Consider the following 19,878-nt stretch of genomic DNA (forward strand, 5'->3'; position numbering starts at 1 on the left):
GATGGAACCTTACAATCCCCCTACCGATCCCTGGCTGCATATCCTGTATCAGGATCGGCACATCATGGTGGTGAACAAGCCCAGCGGCCTGCTCTCGGTTCCCGGCCGCGCGCCGGAGCACCGAGACAGCGTGATGAGCCGCATTCAGGCGGATTATCCGGACGCCCAGTCCGTCCACCGTCTAGACATGGCCACCAGCGGCGTTATCGTCGTGGCGCTGACCAAAGCCGCCGAGCGCGAGTTAAAACGCCAGTTTCGCGAGCGGGAGCCGGAAAAATCCTACATCGCCCGCGTCTGGGGCTGGATAGCGTGCGACGAGGGATTAATCGACCTGCCGCTGATTTGCGACTGGCCGAACCGCCCGAAACAGAAAGTGTGTTTCGAGCAGGGCAAAGCGGCGCAAACCGAGTATCAGGTGTTATCCCGCGACGACGATGGCACCACGCGCGTCAAACTGACGCCGATCACCGGGCGTTCCCACCAGCTGCGCGTACACCTGCTGGCTTTAGGCCACCCGATTCTGGGGGACGGTTTCTACGCGCATCCGCAGGCCAGAGCCAAAGCGCCCCGCCTGCTGCTGCACGCGCAGGAACTGCGCATTACGCATCCTGAATTCAAAACGCCGATGCACTTTCGCTGTGAGGCGGAGTTCTAAGCGTCCCGCGTAATCGGGTCTGAGTTTCATCGGGTCTGCGCGGCGGGCGGCGAAAGGAGATGGCGGACGGAGGGGGAGATGCGCGGGCGATTACTTCGCTTGATGCGCGCTTTTCAGCAATTCATAGGCCGCCTGAATATCCTGGGCTTTACGTTTGGCCATTTCCATCATGCGCGGCGACAACCCTTTCGCCGCCAGCTTATCCGGGTGATGCTCGCTCATCAGCTTGCGATAGGCGCGCTTAATCGTCGCCGCATCGTCGTCGCGGCGCACGCCCAGCGTGCGGCAGGCGCTCTCCAGCGTGGGTCCGCGCGCGGCGGCGGGCTGGCGATACCCGCCGTAGGAATAGCCGTTGGACGACTGGCCGCGCCGCTGATAAGACTTTCCGCCCTGCCCGGCGCCGGATGCGGAGTGGCCGGCCGCGCTTTCCCTATTGCGCAGAAAAAACTCAAACTGCTCGCGGCTTACGCCAAGTTCGTCGGCGATGACATACAGCAACCGCCTCTCGTTGGGATGCAGCGCCCCATCGACGAACGCCACCTGAATTTGAATATCCAGAAACATCTTAATTAAATCAAAACGGCCCAGGCAGGCGTCGCGCAGTTTGCGCAGTTCAAGACGCAACGGAAAGTGGCTGGCCTTCCCCTCGCGAAAGGCGTGCTGCGCCGCCGTTCTCGCCGCGCCGAACAGCTCCAGGCGATCCATCATTTGGGTCGCGATGCGGATATCGGCCTCGGTAACCCGCCCTTTGGATTTGGTCAGGTGGCCCATCGCCTGAAAAGTGGTGAGGAAAAACAGCGATTGGCGCGTGGACTGGGCGGAAAAAAAGTGACGGCGACGCGACGCTCTGGCCCTGTCGACCATGTGCCCCATCAGCAGTCCCATAATGATTCCCCAGACGCCGCCGCCGGACATAATACCCAGCGCCAGCCCCAGCAACTTCCCCCAATACCGCATATACTCCTCAAATCCTCATGCCGTCGGCTAAAAATTGCTTTATCATACCCGTCATTTATCTTTGCACCTAACGGCAGCGCGTATAAAACTGCGGGGATTTATACCCTAAGTAATTCGAGTTGCGGGACAAAAACGCCAACGCGTTTTTGAACAGCGCCTGTAGCGCTCCCAACGGGGCGAGTCACGCAGCCAACGCGCGCGCAACTTGAAGTATGACGGGGATAACACTGGCGCAACGCTGACGACTGATATAGTCTCTGACCGTTTGCCGGCAAGAAGCCTCTGATAACGGAATACCTGATACAGCGTATGAAAAAAAGTTTTCCAACCCTGCTGGCCACCTTGATCTGGTCGGCGCTTTACAGTCAACCATCGCTGGCCGATCTCGCCCAACAGTGCATGCTGGGCGTTCCCACGTACGACAGGCCGCTGGTCGAAGGCGATCCGAACCAATTACCGGTAAATATTCAGGCCGACAAAACCGAGGCCAGCTACCCCGACAGCGCCCGCTTCATCGGCAACGTGAACATTGAGCAGGGCAACAGCGTCCTGACCGCCGAACAGGTGGAGCTCAACCAGATCGGATCCGATGCGCAGAACGCGCCGACCCGCACCATTACCGCAACCGGCAACGTTCACTACGATGACAACCAGGTGATCCTGAAAGGCCCCAAAGCCTGGTCGAACCTTAATACCAAAGACACGGATGTGTATGAAGGCGATTACCAGATGGTGGGTCGCCAAGGGCGCGGCGCGGCCGACAAAATGAAAATGCGCGCCAACAGCCGCTATACCATTTTGGAGAACGGCACCTTTACATCCTGCCTGCCGGGAGATAATAGCTGGAGCGTCGTCGGTTCGGAAGTGATTCAGGATCGGGAAGAGCAGGTGGCCGAAATTTGGAACGCGCGCTTCAAGATCGGCGGCGTGCCGGTGTTCTACAGCCCCTATCTGCAGTTGCCGATTGGCGATAAGCGACGCTCAGGTTTCCTGATTCCCAACGCCAAATACGGCAGCAGCAACGGCTTTGAGCTTATCACGCCGTACTATTGGAATATCGCCCCGAACTTCGACGCCACCATCACGCCGCACCTGCAAACCAAACGCGGCATGCAGTTCCAGAACGAATTTCGTTATCTGACCGCGCCGGGCGAAGGGACGATAGAACTCGACTGGCTCCCCGACGACAGCGAATACGCCAAAGACGCCCCGGAGGACGATAACGACACCCGCTGGCTATTCCACTGGGATCACAGCGGCGTGATGGACCAGGTGTGGCGTTTCAACGCCGACTATACCAAGGTCAGCGACAATCGCTACTTCACCGATCTGGACTCTAGATACGGTTCAAGCACCGACGGCTACCTGACGCAGAAATTCAGCGCGGGCTACGCCAACCAAAACTGGGATACCACGCTATCCGCCAAGCAGTTCCAGCTGCTTTCCGGCTCAAGCAGCCGAGACGTCTACCGCGCCGAACCTCAGCTCGACATCAATTATTACCAGAATGACGTCGGCCCGTTCGATATGCGCCTCTACGGCCAGGCGGTGAAATTCACCAACGTGAACGCCAACCGGCCGGAAGCGACGCGTCTGCATATTGAACCGACAATCAGCCTCCCGCTCTCCAACCGCCTGGGGAGCCTGAACAGCGAAGCCAAACTGCTGGCGACGCATTATCAACAGACTAACCTTGAGCGTTACCGGGCCGACACGTCGGTTACCGATAACGCCAAAAATGATCTGAAGGGGTCGGTGAATCGCGTAATGCCGCAGTTCAAGGTGGACGGCAAGATGGTGTTCGAGCGCGAGATGAACTGGTCGCAGGGATACACCCAAACGCTGGAGCCGCGGGCGCAATACCTGTATGTGCCGTATCGCAATCAAAGCGATATCCATACCTACGATTCAACGCTATTGCAATCCGACTACTCCGGTCTGTTCCGCGACCGCAGCTACAGCGGTCTGGATCGCATCGCTTCGGCGAACCAAATCGCCACCGGGGTGACATCGCGAATTTATGATGACGTTTTGGTTGAACGTTTTAATGCTTCCATAGGTCAAATTTATTATTTCGATCGCCCGCGCACCGGCGATAGCAATATGTCGTTCGACCGCAGCGACGATAACGGCAGCATGGTATGGGCCGGCGACTCCTATCTGAAGGTTGACGACAACTGGGGCCTACGGGGAGGAATGCAGTACGACGCCCGCCTCAACGAAGTGGCGCTGGGCGACGCCGTGGTGGAATATCGTAAGGACGCCGAGCGGCTGGTGCAGCTGAACTACCGTTACGCCAGCCCCGAATATATACGGGCCATGCTGCCAAACGTGCAGAACCCCGGCTTTCAGCAGGGGATTTCACAAGTCGGCGTCACCGCCAGTTGGCCGATCGCCGACCGGTGGGCCGTGGTGGGCGCTTACTATTACGACACCAAGGCCAATCAGCCGGCCAACCAGTTGATTGGCGTGCAGTATAATACCTGCTGCTGGGCCGTCAGCGTCGGTTATGAACGTAAAATCACCGACTGGGACAGCACCAGCGCCAGCAGCGTATATGACAATAAAGTGTCGTTTAACATCGAGTTACGTGGTTTAAGCAATAATTACAGTCTGGGCTCCGAAAAAATGCTGCGTTCAGGCATTCTGCCTTACCAGCGCGCGTTCTGATAAACGGAACGGCAAGCATAAATCGTTGCGGCAGACAGACTGTGTCAATGAAACTTCTAGCCCGCCTTGCGGATGAAATAAATGGGAAAGGTATGAATAACTGGAGAACGCTTATTCTCGGATTGGCACTGGCGGCCTCTACCGCGTTCGCAGCGCCACAAGTGGTTGATAAAGTTGCGGCGGTAGTGGATAACGGCGTTGTATTAGAGAGTGATGTAAACGGTCTTTTTCAGTCAGTCAAGCTGAACGCGCAGCATGCGGGCCAGCAGTTGCCGGATGACGCGACGCTGCGTCATCAGATTATCGATCGTCTGATCATGGACAATATCGTTCTGCAAATGGCGCAAAAAATGGGCCTTCAGGTGACGGACAGTCAGTTGGATCAAGCCATCGCCAATATCGCGGCGCAGAACCGCATCTCGCTTAACCAGTTGAAAAGCCAGCTGGCTTACGAAGGGATTAACTACAATACCTATCGCGAACAGATCCGCAAAGAGATGCTGATCGCCGAAGTGCGTAATAATGAAGTGCGCCGCCGCGTCAGCGTTCTGCCGCAGGAGGTCGATGCCCTGGCGAAACAGATCGCCAACCAGACGGGCGAAGATGCCGAGCTGAACCTCAGCCACATCCTGATTCCGCTGCCGGAAAACCCCAGCCAGCAGCAGGTGGATGAGGCCGAGAATCTGGCTAACTCCCTGGTGAAACAGCTCGGCGAAGGCGCCGATTTCGGTAAACTGGCCATCTCCTACTCCGCCGACTCCCAGGCTTTGAACGGCGGGCAGATGGGATGGGGCAAGCTGCAGGAGATCCCGACGCTGTTCGCTGAAAGATTGATGCAGGTGCAAAAAGGCCAGATCGTCGGCCCGATCCGTTCCGGCGTGGGTTTCCACATTTTACGCGTTAACGATATTCGCGGCAGCAATAAAACGGTGTCGGTCACCGAGTTCCATGCCCGCCATATTCTTCTGAGGCCGTCCGTGGTGATGACCGACGGCCAGGCAGAAGCGAAACTGACGGAAGTCGCCCAGCAGATAAAGAGCGGCGCCACCGACTTCGTCTCTCAGGCGAAGCAGCTGTCGCAGGATCCCGGCTCGGCCAATCAGGGCGGCGATCTGGGCTGGGCATCCCCGGATATGTACGATCCGGCCTTCCGCGATGCGCTGCTGAAATTGAAAAAGGGCGAAATCAGCCAACCGGTTCACTCCTCCTTCGGCTGGCACCTGATTCAACTGCTGGATACCCGTCAGGTCGATAAAACCGACGCGGCGCAGAAGGATCGCGCATACCGGATGCTGTTTAACCGTAAGTTCGCCGAAGAAGCGCAAACCTGGATGCAGGAACAACGCGCGGCGGCTTATGTAAAAATCATTGATGGCGCAAATAATTAATGCACACTGAAAGCGGTACGCAACGCGTTGTGATTACCCCCGGCGAACCCGCCGGGATTGGCCCCGACCTGGTGATTGTCCTGGCGCAACGGGCGTGGCCGGTGGAGCTGGTGGTTTGCGCCGACCCCGATCTGCTGATGAGCCGCGCGCTGCAACTGCGCTTACCGCTGACGCTGCGCGATTACCAGCCCGGCGAGCCCGCGCGCCCGCAGCAGGCCGGAAGCCTGACCGTGCTGGCGATCCCCGCCCCGGCGACCGTGGTGGCGGGACGGCTTAACGTCAACAACAGTCCCTATGTCGTCGATACGCTGGCGCGCGCCTGCGACGGCTGTCTAAACGGCGAGTTCGCCGCCCTGATTACCGGGCCGGTTCACAAAGGCATTATCAACGACGCCGGCGTGCCGTTCAGCGGACACACCGAGTTTTTCGCCGATCGCAGCCGCTGCAAGCGCGTGGTCATGATGTTGGCGACCGAAGAGCTGCGCGTAGCCCTGGCCACCACGCATCTGCCGCTCGCCGACGTCTCCGCCGCCATTACCCGCGACTGTCTGCATGAGGTCATTACCATCCTGAATCATGACTTACAGACCAAGTTCGGCATCAGCCGGCCGCGCATCTACGTCTGCGGCCTTAACCCCCACGCGGGCGAAGGCGGCCATATGGGCCGCGAAGAGCTGGACGTCATCACGCCGGCGTTGGACGAACTGCGCCGGCAGGAGATCGACCTGCTCGGCCCGCTGCCCGCGGATACGCTGTTCCAGCCGAAATATCTGCAACACGCGGACGCGGTGCTGGCGATGTATCACGATCAGGGGCTGCCGGTGCTGAAATATCAGGGATTCGGCCGGGCGGTAAATATCACGCTGGGCTTGCCGTTTATTCGCACCTCGGTCGATCACGGCACCGCATTGGAACTGGCCGCCACCGGCGCCGCCGATGCCGGCAGCTTTACCACCGCGTTAAACCTTGCCATTAAAATGACACAGAATATTAATGAATAATCGAGTACACCAAGGTCACTTCGCCCGTAAACGCTTTGGGCAAAACTTTTTAAGCGATCGTTTCGTGATCGACAGCATCGTTGCGGCGATCTATCCGCAGCCGGGTCAGGCTATCGTTGAGATCGGCCCCGGACTGGGCGCGTTGACGGAGCCGGTCGGGGAACGCATGGATCGTTTTACCGTCATCGAACTGGATCGCGATCTGGCCGCGCGGCTAGAAACCCATCCGACGCTGAAGGAGAAGCTGACCATCATTCAGCAAGATGCCATGACGGTGGATTTTTCGGCGCTGGCCGAACAGGCCGGGCAGCCTCTGCGCGTTTTCGGCAATCTGCCTTATAATATTTCCACGCCGCTGATGTTCCATCTGTTCAGCTATACTCAGGCTATTCGCGACATGCATTTTATGTTGCAAAAAGAGGTCGTCAACCGTCTGGTCGCCGGCCCCGACAGCAAGGCCTACGGGCGCTTAAGCGTGATGGCGCAGTATTACTGCCAGGTGATCCCGGTGTTGGAAGTGCCGCCGACGGCGTTTAAACCGGCCCCGAAAGTCGACTCGGCCGTTGTCCGTTTGGTTCCTCATGCCCAGGTTCCGTATCCGGTAAATGATATTCGCTTATTGAGCCGGATTACCACCGAGGCGTTTAATCAGCGACGCAAAACGCTGCGCAACAGCCTGGGCAATCTCTTTACGCCCGAGCAGTTGGCTGAGTTGGGCATCGACCCGAGCTGTCGCGCCGAAAATGTTACGGTCGAGCAATACTGCCGGTTAGCGAACTGGCTGACCGCGCATCCCCCGGCACAGGAATAACTGGAGTTGTCGTGATGATCAATGCGCCCCGTGTTTGTGTACAGGTTCAGAGTTTCTACGTCGAGTCGCAATCGCAGCCTGACGAAGAACGTTTCGTATTCGCTTATACGATTACGGTGCGCAATCTGGGGCGGCATGAGGTAAAACTTTGCGGCCGTTACTGGCTGATCACCAACGCCAACGGCCGTCAGACGGAAGTTCAGGGCGAAGGCGTGGTCGGAGAACAGCCGGTAATACAGCCGGGAAGCGAATTTCAGTACACCAGCGGCACCATTTTGGAAACCCCGCTGGGCACGATGGAGGGGCATTACCATATGCTCGATCATCAGGGCGACGCTTTTCAAGTCACTATTCCCGTATTCCGTCTGGCTATTCCCTCATTGATACATTAACTATGTCTACTTATTTAATCGGCGACGTTCACGGCTGTTTGGTTGAACTCGAAGCGCTATTGGCGCAAGTTTCCTTTAATCCCGAACAAGATACGTTATGGCTGACGGGCGATCTGGTCGCTCGCGGTCCCGACTCGCTCGGCGTGCTGCGTTTTGTCCGTTCGCTGGGGCCGTCGGTGCGGCTGGTGTTGGGCAATCACGACCTGCATTTGCTCGCCGTCTACGCGGGGATCAGCCGCAACAAACCCAAGGATCGGCTCAATCCGCTGCTGAATGCGCCGGACGTCCACGATTTGATTAACTGGCTGCGCCGGCAGCCGCTGTTGCAGGTTGACGAAGATTTAAAGCTGGTGATGGCGCATGCCGGGATTACGCCGCAGTGGGATCTGGAGACGGCTAAAATGTGCGCGCGCGAAGTGGAGTCCATCCTGAGCAGCGACAGCTATCCGCTGTTTCTCGACGCCATGTACGGAGATATGCCGAACAGCTGGAACCCCAAACTCAGCGGCCTGCCCCGCCTGCGTTTCAGTACCAACGTCTTTACCCGCATGCGCTACTGCTTCGCCGGCGGCCAGTTGGATATGATCAGCAAGGAAGCGCCTACCCAGGCGCCGTCGCTGCTCAAGCCCTGGTTCGATCTCCCCGGTCAGATCGCCGGGGAATACGCCATCGCTTTCGGGCACTGGGCATCGCTGAACGGAAAAGGCACGCCGGAAAATATCTACGCGCTGGATACGGGCTGCTGCTGGGGAGGGGAGTTGAGCATGCTGCGTTGGCAAGATAAGCGCTACTTTAAGCAGCCGTCCTTATCGTGTCCCGCCGCGGGCAATATCGAATAACCGACTACGCGATGCCCGCGTCCGGCGACGCCGCGGAGCGGGCTAAAGAGTCAGTTTCTTGCCAGAATTTCGAAACAGTAGCTATGCGAATTGCGCTCATCCGCATCATGAAACTCGCTGAACGTGGACTGCCACTCGTCAGGTTCATAATCCGGAAAGTGGGTATCGCCCTCCACTTCCACGTCGATATGGGTCAGATACAGGCGGTTAGCCTGGGGCAGCATCTGCTGATAAATGCTGCCGCCGCCGATCACCATCACCTCCTGCGCATCGCCGGCGGCCGCAATGGCTTCATCCAGCGAGGAGACCCAGGTGATGCCCTCGTCATCGCCGGGATGGCGGCTGACGACAATATTCAGTCTGCCGGGCAACGGCCGGCCGATAGAGCGGAAAGTATTGCGCCCCATCACCACCGGCTTGCCTAAGGTATGACGCTTAAACCATGCCAAATCCGCCGGCAAATGCCACGGCATGGCGTTTTCCATGCCGATAACGCGATCCACAGCCAACGCGGCAATCAAACTAATAACCATGGTGAAACCCTGTAGGTCGGAAAATTGCTGACACTATACGGAAAGCCTCCGCCCTCGTCGACACGGACGCGCGGGCAAACAGCAATATAAGAAGGCTCCGATGGGCTACACGCCGGGCCGCTTACGATATAGCCATATCCCCGGCAGCGACAGGCCGATAGAGAGCGCGCCGACGATAAAGCTGGCCTTCAGAAAATTGGTCACCATGACGCTCATCAGCTCCTCGCTATAGCCGAGATGCGAAATCTCCACCACGGAAATCATCGCGGTATAGGCGGAAATGCCCGGAAACATCGGGATCACCGCCGCCACGGTAAAAACCTTGGGGTGCGCCAGCAGCCAGCGCGACCAGCGAATACCGATTATGCCGATGGTGATGGCCGCCAGAAAAGAAGCCCACTCGATATTCAGACCGAAGTGCATGGCGATAAAGCGCACGCCGTGCCCCAGCGCCCCGAGCGCCGCGCAATAGTGCAATGCCCGCAGCGGGACATTAAACACCATCGCGAACCCCAACGCCGGCACGGACGCCAGCGCCATATCCTGCAACAACGCCCACAGCAGACTCAGGCCCATCCGCGCAACCCCCATACCGCCAACGCCATAACCACGCCGATACAGGTCGACAGCGTAAGCAGGCTGGCTACCATCCAGCGGGCCAGCCCGGTATTAACGTGTCCTTTGAACATATCGGCCACCGCGTTAATCAGCGGAAAACCGGGCACCAGCAGCAGTACGCTGGCCGCCATCGCCACGGTCGACGTTTGCTGGAACTGGGGAAGCTTCATCAGCAGACCGGAGGCCGAAGTGGCGACAAATGCCGTAATACAAAAATTGATCAACGGATTAAAGCGACGCCCGGTCAGTATCTGCCGAACATACATCGCCAGCCCGCTGGCGAGCAGCGTCACCACGAAGGCGTCCCACCCGCCGCCGTTCAGCCGGCTGAAGCAGCCGCAGGAGAGCGCGACGACCGACACCATCAGCCAACGCGGATAGCGCAACGGCTTGATGTGGGCGAAACGTTTTTCCACCCCTGCGACGTCCAACAGTTTATGCTCGGCCATAATCACCGCGTGCTGCACTTCGGTCACCACATGCATATTGATGCCGCGATCGACATTATTGCGCGTGGACGTCAGGCAGTGCCCCTGGATTATCGTGCTTAGCACAATGGCATTGGCTGAGATCGACGTCTCGACGCTGTCGGCGCCCAGCGCCACGCCAAGCCGGGAAGATAATTTTTCCACCACCATACTTTCAGCGCCGTGCTGCAATAGCAAAAGCGCGCACTGAATACACAGCCGGGTAATTTCCCTCTGCTGTGCTATTTCACCAACCATGTTTTTATCCCGATCCTAAGCACGGAAGAATAACCCTGAATAAAGCCAGGCAACTTGTTAACATATTGCGGGCCAATAGCCAATATTGGTGATGCTAATTAATGACTCCGGCGCTATCATTCTATCCGTTTTATCTGACTTTTTTCGCCAACTGGAGCACATCATGCTCGAAACATCGCTGTTTGTCGCCACCATCGCCACGCTGGGCATGCTCTCCCCCGGCCCGGACTTTTTTCTGGTTATCAAAAATTCGGTGCGCTACCCGAGAATCGCCGCGCTGATGACGGCGCTCGGCGTAATTTGCGGCGTCGCCACGCATATGGCGTACTGCGTCGCGGGGCTGGCCGTGGTCATCACCACCACGCCATGGCTGTTTAATCTGCTGAAGTACGCCGGCGCCGCTTACCTGATATGGGTCGGGATCCAGGCCCTGCTGTCGCGCGGCGGCAGTAAAATGCATCTTGCGCACTTAACGCCGCAGCGCGTCAGCCTGAAAAAAGCGTTTTTACAGGGTTATCTCTGCAATCTGCTCAACCCGAAAGCGACGCTGTTCTTCCTGGCCGTCTTTACCCAGGTGCTCAACATTAATTCCGGCGTCGGCGAAAAGCTCTGGTATGCCGCGATCATCTGGGGGCTGTCGGTTATCTGGTGGCCGCTGCTGGTGGTGCTGTTTCAAAGCGCGCCCGTGCGCTACGGTTTGGAGAAGGCGCAAAAGCTGGTGGATAAGTTACTGGGGACGGTTCTGGTGGCGCTCGGCATCAAGGTTGCGCTGAGCTAGAGGGTTTTAGGTTCAAGGCCCGCGCCGCGGGCCGTTTATTGCGCTCAGGCGGTGCCGGTTCCGCCATCGGAACACCATACCTGGCCGGAGGTATAGCTGCTTTCCGCCGAGGCCAGCGTCACATACAGCGGCGCAATCTCCACCGGCTGACCGGGACGACCCAGCGGGCTATCGCCGCCAAACTCCGCCACTTTTTCCGTCGGCTGACCGCCGCTCGGCTGCAACGCCGTCCAGTAGGGGCCGGGCGCCACCGCGTTGACGCGAATGCCTTTTTTCCCCAGCTGTTTAGCCAGCGCTTTGGTAAAGGCGACATTGCAGGCTTTGGTCTGCGCATAATCCAGCAGAATGGCGCTGGGGGCGAACGCCTGCACCGATGAGGTGTTGATGATAACGGACCCCGCCTGCAAATGCGCCAGCGCGGCTTTGGTGATCCAAAACGGCGCGTACACATTGGTCTTAAAGGTCGCATCAAAATCTTCCGTGGTCAGATCCTCAATGGCGTCGTGATATTGCTGACGTCCGGCGTTGTTCACCAGGATATCCAGCCCGCCCAGTTTTTCGACGGCCTCCCCGACCAGATGACGGCAGAAATCCTCCGTGCGGATATCGCCGGGAATAGCGACGGCGTTGCGCCCTTCGGCACGTATCAGCGCAATAACCTCCTGCGCGTCCGGCTCCTCTTCCGGCAGATAATTGATCGCCACGTCGGCGCCCTCTCTGGCGTAAGCGATGGCGACCGCCCGCCCGATCCCCGAATCCCCGCCGGTGATCAACGCCCTGCGGCCGGCGAGACGCCCGCTGCCCCGGTAGCTTTTTTCACCATGGTCGGGAACGGGCCGCATTTTGCCGGCCAGTCCTGGCGGCGTCTGGGGCTGTAGGTCAAAAGGCGGTTTGGCATACGCCTCGGCCGGGTTTTTACCGGTTAGCGGGGATAAGGCGTTTTGACCGCGGCGCGGATCCTTTGGGTTGGCACTCATACTCACCTCCTACATTGTTGAAATATTGCTTAGCGCATAAAAATTCAAACAATAGGCTTAAGGATAGACGATCATTCTGGCTTATTTCTAAAGATCGCCAAAAACATAGCGAATGAGAGGGTGAGAGCAGGCGTAAACGATCCGGAAGGGATGAGGGAAAGGCGTAGGCCGGCGTATTAACGCCGGCCCTTTCTACCCGCCTAGGCCTGATTAGCGGCCTTTAATCAAGGCGTGCATCTCCTGCACCGAGGTGACCTTTTCCGTCGGGTCGGCATTTAACGACATCGCGGTGGCGAATCCGCCGTTCATCGTCGTATCGTAATGCACCTTGTATTGCAGGGCGCTACGGCGAATCAGCTTGGAGTCCTCGATGGCCTGACGTCCCGCCGTGGTGTTGACGATGTAGGTATATTCGCCGTTTTTGATGCGATCCTGAATGTGCGGACGGCCTTCATGAACTTTGTTCACCAGACGCGGATTAATGCCCGCTTCACCCAGTTCGATGGCCGTACCGTGCGTCGCATCCAGCTCAAAGCCGTGCTTCAGCAGTTTGGCCGCCAGATCCACCACGCGGGCCTTGTCGCCTTCACGCACCGACAGCAGCGCGCGCCCGGATTTTTTCATCTGTGAATTGCTGCCCAGCATCGCTTTGGAGAACGCTTCGGCGAATGTGCGCCCCACGCCCATCACTTCGCCGGTGGACCGCATTTCCGGCCCCAGAATCGGGTCAACGCCCGGGAACTTGTTGAACGGCAGCACCACTTCTTTCACCGAGTAGTACGGCGGGATCACTTCCTGCGTTACCCCCTGCTGCGCCAGAGACTGTCCCACCATCACGCGGGCGGCCACTTTCGCCAGCGGCACTCCGGTGGCTTTGGAAACGAACGGGACGGTACGCGCCGCGCGCGGGTTAACCTCAATCAGGTAGACCTCATTGTTTTTAACCGCGAACTGCACGTTCATCAGGCCGCGCACGCAGAGCTCGAACGCCAGCTTTTCTACCTGCCGGCGCATCACGTCCTGAATCTCTTTGCTCAGCGTATAGGCCGGTAAAGAACAGGCCGAGTCGCCGGAGTGAACGCCCGCTTGCTCAATGTGCTCCATAATGCCGCCAATCAGCACCTGTTCGCCGTCGCAGATGGCGTCGACGTCGACCTCAATGGCGTCGTCCAGGAAGCGGTCCAGCAGCACCGGCGCGTCGTTGGAAACCACGACGGCATTCTGGAAGTAACGGCGCAGGTCAATCTCGTCGTACACGATCTCCATCGCCCGGCCGCCGAGCACGTAGGAAGGACGCACCACCAGCGGATAGCCGATGTCGCGCGCTTTCTCCACCGCCTGCTCAATCGCCGTGACGGTGGCGTTGGCCGGCTGTTTCAGGCCCAGACGGTTCACCGCCTGCTGGAAGCGTTCGCGATCTTCCGCGCGGTCAATGGCGTCCGGGCTGGTGCCGATAACCGGCACGCCGGCCGCCTCAAGCGCCCGCGCCAGCTTCAGCGGCGTCTGGCCGCCATACTGCACGATAACGCCTTTCGGCTGCTCGATGCGTACGATTTCCAGCACGTCTTCCAGGGTAACCGGCTCAAAGTACAGGCGGTCGGAGGTGTCGTAGTCGGTCGAAACGGTTTCCGGGTTACAGTTCACCATGATGGTTTCATAACCATCCTCGCGCAGCGCCAGCGAGGCGTGAACGCAGCAGTAGTCGAACTCGATGCCCTGGCCGATACGGTTCGGCCCGCCGCCCAGCACCATGATTTTATCGCGATCCTGATGCGGGTTGGCCTCGCACTCCTCTTCATAGGTGGAGTACATATAGGCGGTGTCGGTGGCGAATTCCGCCGCGCAGGTATCCACGCGCTTATACACCGGATGCAGATCGAACTTATCGCGCAGCTTGCGGATTTCGTTTTCAGCCACGCCGGCCAGCGCGGCCAGACGCGCGTCGGCGAAGCCTTTCCGTTTCAGCAGGCGCAGGAATTCGGCATCCAGGCCGGTAACGCCCTTCTCGGCGACCTGCTCTTCCAGACGCACCAGCTCTTCAATCTGCACCAGGAACCAGCGGTCGATATTGGTCAGGTTAAAGACGCCGTCCACCGATAGCCCGGCACGGAAAGCGTCGGCGATATACCAGATCCGATCGGCGCCCGCATCCTTCAGCTCGCGGCGGATCAGGGTCAGCGCCTGCGGATCGTCCAGATCCACCTGCGGATCGAAGCCGGTCGCGCCGACTTCCAGGCCGCGCAGCGCTTTCTGCAGCGACTCCTGCTGCGTACGGCCAATCGCCATCACTTCGCCCACCGATTTCATCTGCGTGGTCAAACGGTTGTTGGCGCCGGCGAATTTCTCAAAGTTAAAGCGCGGAATCTTGGTGACGACGTAATCGATGGAAGGCTCGAACGATGCCGGCGTGCGCCCGCCGGTAATATCGTTCATCAGCTCATCCAGCGTATAGCCGACCGCCAGTTTGGCGGCGATTTTCGCAATCGGGAAGCCGGTCGCTTTGGACGCCAGCGCCGAAGAGCGGGAAACGCGCGGGTTCATCTCGATAACGATCAGACGGCCATTTTTCGGATTCACCGAAAACTGCACGTTCGAACCGCCGGTTTCCACGCCGATTTCACGCAGCACCGCCATCGAAGCGTTACGCATGATTTGGTACTCTTTGTCGGTCAACGTTTGCGCGGGCGCGACGGTAATGGAGTCGCCGGTGTGGATCCCCATGGCGTCAAGGTTTTCGATGGAGCAGACGATGATGCAGTTGTCGTTTTTATCGCGCACGACCTCCATTTCGTACTCTTTCCAGCCGATCAGGGATTCATCAATCAGCAGCTCTTTGGTTGGCGAGAGATCCAGGCCGCGCTCGCAGATCTCTTCAAACTCTTCGCGGTTGTAGGCGATACCGCCGCCGGTGCCGCCCATGGTAAAGGAGGGACGGATAATACAGGGGAAACCGACGTCGGCAGCGACGGCCAGCGCCTCTTCCATATTGTGCGCGATGCCGGAGCGCGCGGTTTCCAGACCGATCTTCTTCATCGCCTTGTCGAAACGCTGGCGATCTTCGGCTTTATCGATGGCGTCGGCGGTGGCGCCGATCATGGTGACGCCGAATTCAGCCAGCACGCCCTGACGCTCCAGCTCCAGCGCGCAGTTCAACGCCGTCTGGCCGCCCATGGTCGGCAATACCGCGTCCGGGCGCTCTTTTTCGATAATTTTGCGCACCACTTCCCAGTGAATCGGCTCGATATAGGTGGCGTCGGCCATTTCCGGATCGGTCATAATGGTCGCCGGGTTCGAGTTCACCAGGATGACGCGGTATCCCTCTTCGCGCAGCGCTTTACACGCCTGGGCGCCCGAGTAGTCGAACTCACAGGCCTGGCCGATGACAATCGGACCCGCGCCCAGAATCAGGATGCTTTTAATATCTGTACGTTTTGGCATTTTCTCGCTCCTGATTTATTTAGCTGAAGAACGGTAAGTCTTAATCAATTCAATAAAATGGTCGAAAAACGGCGCCGCATCATGTGGGCCGGGGCTGGCTTCCGGGTGCCCCTGAAAACTGAACGCCGGTTTATCAGTGCGATGAATTCCCTGCACCGTCTGGTCAAACAGGGATATGTGCGTCACGCGCAGCGTGTCGGGCAAATTATTTTCATCGACGGCAAAACCGTGGTTCTGCGCGGTGATCATCACCCGGTTGTTATCCAGATCTTTTACCGGATGGTTGCCGCCGTGGTGCCCAAGCTTCATTTTGATGGTCCGCGCTCCGCTCGCCAACGCCAGCAACTGGTGGCCGAGACAGATGCCGAATACCGGGATATCCGTTGCCAGAAAAGTTTTAATCGCCCGGATGGCGTAGTCGCAAGGCTCCGGGTCGCCGGGACCGTTCGACAAGAAAATACCGTCCGGATTAAGCTGCAAAACCTCTTCCGCCGAAGTTTGCGCCGGCACCACCGTCAGCCGGCATCCCCGATCCGCCAGCAGGCGCAGAATATTGCGCTTCACGCCATAGTCATAGGCCACCACATGGTACGGCAGTTCGCTCTCCGGCCTGTCGCCAGGCAAGCCGCCCGCCAACGTCCAGCTCCCCTGCGACCAGCTATAGCTCTCCGTCGTCGTGACCTCTTTCGCCAGATCCATCCCCTTCAGACCGGGGAAAGCCTGCGCTTTTTCCAGCGCCAGCTGGGCGTTCGGCTCATCGCCCGCGATGATGCAGCCGTTTTGCGCGCCTTTCTCGCGCAGCAGCCGGGTCAGTTTGCGGGTATCGATATCGGCAATGGCGACGACGTTGTTGCGCTTAAGGTATTCAGACAGGCTCTCTTCGCTGCGATAGTTGCTGGCAATCAGCGGCAGGTCGCGTATCACCAGGCCCTGAGCCTGTATGGATGAGGATTCTTCATCGGCTTTGTTGGCGCCGACATTACCGATATGGGGATAAGTGAGAGTGACGATCTGGCGGGAATAGGATGGGTCGGTAAGGATTTCTTGATATCCGGTCATCGACGTATTGAAGACCACTTCCCCCACTGCCGACCCTTCTGCCCCGATGGCCCGACCATGGAATTGGGTTCCGTCTTCCAGAACCAACAGCGCTGACTTAATCAAAACACCCTCCAAGGAATAAAAAATCATGTTATTTGCATATTAATTCAGATTAATCGATCTAAATCAACGCAAAAACCACCTTCAAGGTAAATTTTTGGCAAATTGGGCGCATTTTAATGATGGCCGGGTAAGTTGTCCACTTCAACCGCACTTTTTCCTCTCTTTTTATGCTTTATGATATGAATACTCCACCTTTAGCTTAAAAAAGCATGTTAACTAGGGAAAGTAAACGGTTGCCAACCCACATAGCTAAAAAAAGCGCAATAATCAACCAACATTGACGATTTTATGCTTTTAGCGGCCTCAATCGGCCAGAAAAAACAAGAAAACCAGAAAAAATAAGCAATAGAATTAAAAAATACGCAAAGATTAATAAAATACAAGTAGAGATAAATAATCGCTACTTGTATCAATAAATTAAATAAAAATATTTCTATAAACAATCCAAACCAAGCACATCTTTCATATCGAAAAGTCCATTTTTCTTACCCTTCAACCATATTGCCGCACGAACCGCGCCGTTAGCAAAGGTCATACGGCTGGAGGCCTTGTGGGTAATCTCAATCCGCTCGCCAATATCCGCAAACATCGCGGTATGTTCACCGACGATATCGCCGGCGCGAACGGTGGCGAAACCGATGCTTTTCGCATCGCGCTCCCCGGTGTGCCCTTCGCGCGCGTAAACCGCGCAGGTTTTCAGATCCCGCCCCAACGCATCGGCGATGGTTTCGCCCATCGCCAGCGCCGTGCCTGAAGGCGCGTCCACCTTATGACGGTGGTGCGCTTCGATAATTTCGATATCGGTATAATCCCCCATGACTTTGGCGGCTTTCTCCAATAGCTTCAGCATCACATTTACGCCGACGCTGAAATTAGCGGCGAAAACAATCCCGATCTCCTGCGCGGCCTCGCGAATGGCGTCCTTGCCCTGCTCGTCAAAACCGGTGGTGCCGATAATCATCGCTTTATGCCGCCGACGACAAAACGCCAGATGGGCCAATGTGCCTTCAGGGCGGGTAAAGTCGATAAGAACGTCAAAATCATCACCAATCGCCTCCAGACTATCGCTTACCGTCACGCCGGATTTGCCCAGCCCCGCCAGTTCGCCCGCGTCGGCCCCGACCAGCGAGGAGCCCGGACGCTCCAGCGCCGCGCCCAGTACGGCGCCTTCGGCCTGCGCCACCGCCTGAATCAGCTGACGCCCCATGCGGCCGCCGGCGCCGGCAACCGCGATACGAATGGTTGAATTCTGCATTTTTTCCCTCTCTTTGCTATTTCCGCTGCGAAATGCGTATTAGGTTAACGGGCGCAAGGCCTGACCGCCAGCGCATTTCTAATCCGATGAGAAATTTATGCCGGCGGGAAATCAAATCGGCAAAAACCGTCGTCAGCGCGCGTCCGAACCGGCCGCTCAACGGCAATAACGCATAAACATGCATTTTTATCAGATTATTATTACTGGGAGATAACGATTATTCAGCAGGCGGGGATGGGGGCGGGCAGAACGCCCGCCCCCAGGGCGTCTAGTCGATTTGCTTCACCTCGACGCGCAGCTCTTTCGGCACTTCAAAAACGATATTTTCTTCCCGCCCCTGAATTTCAACCGTGACCTTCCCGCCCAGCGCCTGTAAACGGCTGAGCACCTGCTGCACCAGGATATCCGGCGCCGAGGCGCCGGCCGTCACGCCGACGTGGGCGATGCCGCTCAGCCACGACTCCTGAATGTCTTCCGCCGTATCAATCAGATAAGCCGCCTTACCGGCGCGCTGCGCCAGCTCGGCCAGCCGATTGGAGTTGGAAGAGTTTTTCGAGCCCACCACCAGCACAACGTCGGCCATGTCCGCCAGACTGCGCACCGCCTCCTGGCGGTTGGTGGTGGCATAGCAGATATCATCTTTACGCGGGCCGATGATACGCGGAAAACGCGCGCGCAGCGCGTCGATGACCGCCGAGGTATCGTCAACCGACAGCGTGGTTTGCGTCATAAAGCACAGGTTGTTTTCGTCCTTTACCTGCAAGCACCACACGTCATCCGGCGACTCCACCAGATACATGCCGCCCTCGGCATTGCTGTACTGCCCCATGGTGCCTTCGACTTCCGGGTGACCGGCATGGCCGATCAGGATAGCCTCAACCCCTTTCCGACTGGCGCGCGCCACTTCCATATGCACTTTCGTCACCAGCGGACAGGTGGCGTCGAACACCGTCAAATCGCGGTTTTTAGCCTCGTTGCGCACCGCCTGGGAGACGCCGTGCGCGGAGAAAATCAGAATCGAGCCGTCCGGCACTTCCTCTATCCGCTCAATAAATATCGCGCCGCGCTCGCGCAGCCCGTTGACGACATAGCGGTTATGCACCACTTCATGGCGCACATAAATCGGCGTGCCGAATATCTCCAACGCCCGTTCAACAATGCTGATGGCGCGGTCAACCCCGGCGCAAAAGCCGCGCGGGTTAGCCAGCAAGATTTGCATGCGGGACCTCCTGCCGAGATGGGTCAATAGCTAATACTTCCAGATCGAACGTAATAGATTGGCCTGCCAGCGGATGGTTAAAATCCACCGTAACCGACTCTTCCGTCACATCGCGGATAATACCCGGCATATCATTGCCGCCGGCGCCGCTGAACAACATAATCGTCCCCACCTCCGGCACCCCGGTACGGGCGAAATCGCGCCGCAGGAAGAACTGGATCATATCAGGGTTCACCGGGCCGAAGGCCGACTCCGGCGGCAGCGTGAATCTCTTTTGCGCGCCGCGCGCCAAGCCCTGCAACTGCTGTTCCAGCGCCGCGGATAAACTGCCGTCCCCAAGGCGGAACAGCGCGGGCTTGCCGTTTTCGCTGGTGGATTCCGCCACGGTGCCGTTTTCCAGGGTCAGGGTGAAATGCACCAGCACGGCGCTGGTGCTCTGTACCGTCTCAGACATCAGC

Annotated in this window: 18 protein-coding genes; 8 read left to right on the top strand and 10 right to left on the bottom strand. The window is 57.9% G+C overall.

Going from position 1 to position 19,878, the window contains the following annotated elements; genetic code table 11:
- Position 1: 1 nt before the first annotated feature.
- Positions 2-655 (top strand): bifunctional tRNA pseudouridine(32) synthase/23S rRNA pseudouridine(746) synthase RluA, encoded by a 654-nt coding sequence (gene rluA / locus VSX58_RS15235; protein WP_327618830.1) that lies wholly within the window; start codon positions 2-4, stop codon positions 653-655.
- 90 nt (positions 656-745) lie between these two features.
- Here the strand turns inward: rluA and djlA are convergent, their stop codons facing one another.
- Positions 746-1,612 carry a co-chaperone DjlA gene (gene djlA, locus VSX58_RS15240; RefSeq protein WP_327618831.1) on the bottom strand — a complete coding sequence of 289 codons (867 nt, stop codon included), beginning with the start codon at positions 1,610-1,612 and terminating at the stop codon, positions 746-748.
- 309 nt (positions 1,613-1,921) lie between these two features.
- Between djlA and lptD the strand changes: the two genes are divergently transcribed.
- The 6 genes from lptD (at position 1,922) to apaH (ending at position 8,713) form a co-directional block, all read left to right on the top strand.
- Positions 1,922-4,282, top strand: coding sequence for an LPS assembly protein LptD (gene lptD, locus VSX58_RS15245; protein WP_327618832.1), 2,361 nt, complete (start codon positions 1,922-1,924; stop codon positions 4,280-4,282).
- 92 nt (positions 4,283-4,374) lie between these two features.
- On the top strand, positions 4,375-5,670 hold the full coding sequence (surA, locus tag VSX58_RS15250; protein ID WP_327618833.1) for a peptidylprolyl isomerase SurA: 1,296 nt from the start codon (positions 4,375-4,377) through the stop codon (positions 5,668-5,670).
- Entirely contained in the window at positions 5,670-6,671 is a 1,002-nt protein-coding gene (gene pdxA / locus VSX58_RS15255) for a 4-hydroxythreonine-4-phosphate dehydrogenase PdxA (protein WP_327618834.1), read from the top strand. The genes surA and pdxA overlap by 1 nt, the downstream gene beginning before the upstream one ends.
- Positions 6,664-7,482, top strand: a complete 819-nt coding sequence (gene rsmA, locus VSX58_RS15260) for a 16S rRNA (adenine(1518)-N(6)/adenine(1519)-N(6))-dimethyltransferase RsmA (protein WP_327618835.1) — start codon at positions 6,664-6,666, stop codon at positions 7,480-7,482. The genes pdxA and rsmA overlap by 8 nt, the downstream gene beginning before the upstream one ends.
- Before the next feature lie 14 nt (positions 7,483-7,496).
- Positions 7,497-7,874 (top strand): Co2+/Mg2+ efflux protein ApaG, encoded by a 378-nt coding sequence (gene apaG, locus VSX58_RS15265; RefSeq protein WP_327618836.1) that lies wholly within the window; start codon positions 7,497-7,499, stop codon positions 7,872-7,874.
- Between the two features lie 2 nt (positions 7,875-7,876).
- Complete coding sequence (gene apaH, locus VSX58_RS15270; protein WP_327618837.1) at positions 7,877-8,713, top strand: bis(5'-nucleosyl)-tetraphosphatase (symmetrical) ApaH; 837 nt, start codon at positions 7,877-7,879, stop codon at positions 8,711-8,713.
- 50 nt (positions 8,714-8,763) lie between these two features.
- On the opposite strand, the gene folA is transcribed toward apaH, so the two are convergent.
- The 3 genes from folA to VSX58_RS15285 form a co-directional block, all read right to left on the bottom strand.
- Positions 8,764-9,246, bottom strand: coding sequence for a type 3 dihydrofolate reductase (folA, locus tag VSX58_RS15275; protein ID WP_327618838.1), 483 nt, complete (start codon positions 9,244-9,246; stop codon positions 8,764-8,766).
- 105 nt (positions 9,247-9,351) lie between these two features.
- Entirely contained in the window at positions 9,352-9,822 is a 471-nt protein-coding gene (locus VSX58_RS15280; RefSeq protein WP_327612186.1) for a threonine/serine exporter, read from the bottom strand.
- Positions 9,813-10,589 (bottom strand): threonine/serine exporter family protein, encoded by a 777-nt coding sequence (locus VSX58_RS15285; RefSeq protein ID WP_327618839.1) that lies wholly within the window; start codon positions 10,587-10,589, stop codon positions 9,813-9,815. Before VSX58_RS15285 ends, VSX58_RS15280 begins: the two co-directional genes overlap by 10 nt.
- A gap of 163 nt (positions 10,590-10,752) precedes the next feature.
- Between VSX58_RS15285 and VSX58_RS15290 the strand changes: the two genes are divergently transcribed.
- Complete coding sequence (locus VSX58_RS15290) at positions 10,753-11,367, top strand: LysE family transporter (RefSeq protein ID WP_327618840.1); 615 nt, start codon at positions 10,753-10,755, stop codon at positions 11,365-11,367.
- Positions 11,368-11,411: 44 nt separating this feature from the next.
- Here the strand turns inward: VSX58_RS15290 and VSX58_RS15295 are convergent, their stop codons facing one another.
- The 6 genes from VSX58_RS15295 to fkpB form a co-directional block, all read right to left on the bottom strand.
- Positions 11,412-12,344: an SDR family oxidoreductase gene (locus VSX58_RS15295; protein ID WP_327618841.1), complete on the bottom strand. Its 933-nt coding sequence runs from the start codon at positions 12,342-12,344 to the stop codon at positions 11,412-11,414.
- A 210-nt stretch (positions 12,345-12,554) separates the two neighbouring features.
- Positions 12,555-15,782, bottom strand: a complete 3,228-nt coding sequence (carB, locus tag VSX58_RS15300) for a carbamoyl-phosphate synthase large subunit (RefSeq protein ID WP_327618842.1) — start codon at positions 15,780-15,782, stop codon at positions 12,555-12,557.
- Positions 15,783-15,797: 15 nt separating this feature from the next.
- On the bottom strand, positions 15,798-16,946 hold the full coding sequence (carA, locus tag VSX58_RS15305) for a glutamine-hydrolyzing carbamoyl-phosphate synthase small subunit (RefSeq protein ID WP_327618843.1): 1,149 nt from the start codon (positions 16,944-16,946) through the stop codon (positions 15,798-15,800).
- Positions 16,947-17,379: 433 nt separating this feature from the next.
- Positions 17,380-18,201 carry a 4-hydroxy-tetrahydrodipicolinate reductase gene (gene dapB / locus VSX58_RS15310; RefSeq protein WP_327618844.1) on the bottom strand — a complete coding sequence of 274 codons (822 nt, stop codon included), beginning with the start codon at positions 18,199-18,201 and terminating at the stop codon, positions 17,380-17,382.
- Positions 18,202-18,469: 268 nt separating this feature from the next.
- On the bottom strand, positions 18,470-19,420 hold the full coding sequence (ispH, locus tag VSX58_RS15315; protein ID WP_327618845.1) for a 4-hydroxy-3-methylbut-2-enyl diphosphate reductase: 951 nt from the start codon (positions 19,418-19,420) through the stop codon (positions 18,470-18,472).
- Positions 19,401-19,874 carry an FKBP-type peptidyl-prolyl cis-trans isomerase gene (fkpB, locus tag VSX58_RS15320; RefSeq protein ID WP_327618846.1) on the bottom strand — a complete coding sequence of 158 codons (474 nt, stop codon included), beginning with the start codon at positions 19,872-19,874 and terminating at the stop codon, positions 19,401-19,403. Before fkpB ends, ispH begins: the two co-directional genes overlap by 20 nt.
- Positions 19,875-19,878: the final 4 nt, after the last annotated feature.

The organism is Brenneria populi, from assembly GCF_036016195.1.
GTDB lineage: Bacteria > Pseudomonadota > Gammaproteobacteria > Enterobacterales > Enterobacteriaceae > Brenneria > Brenneria populi.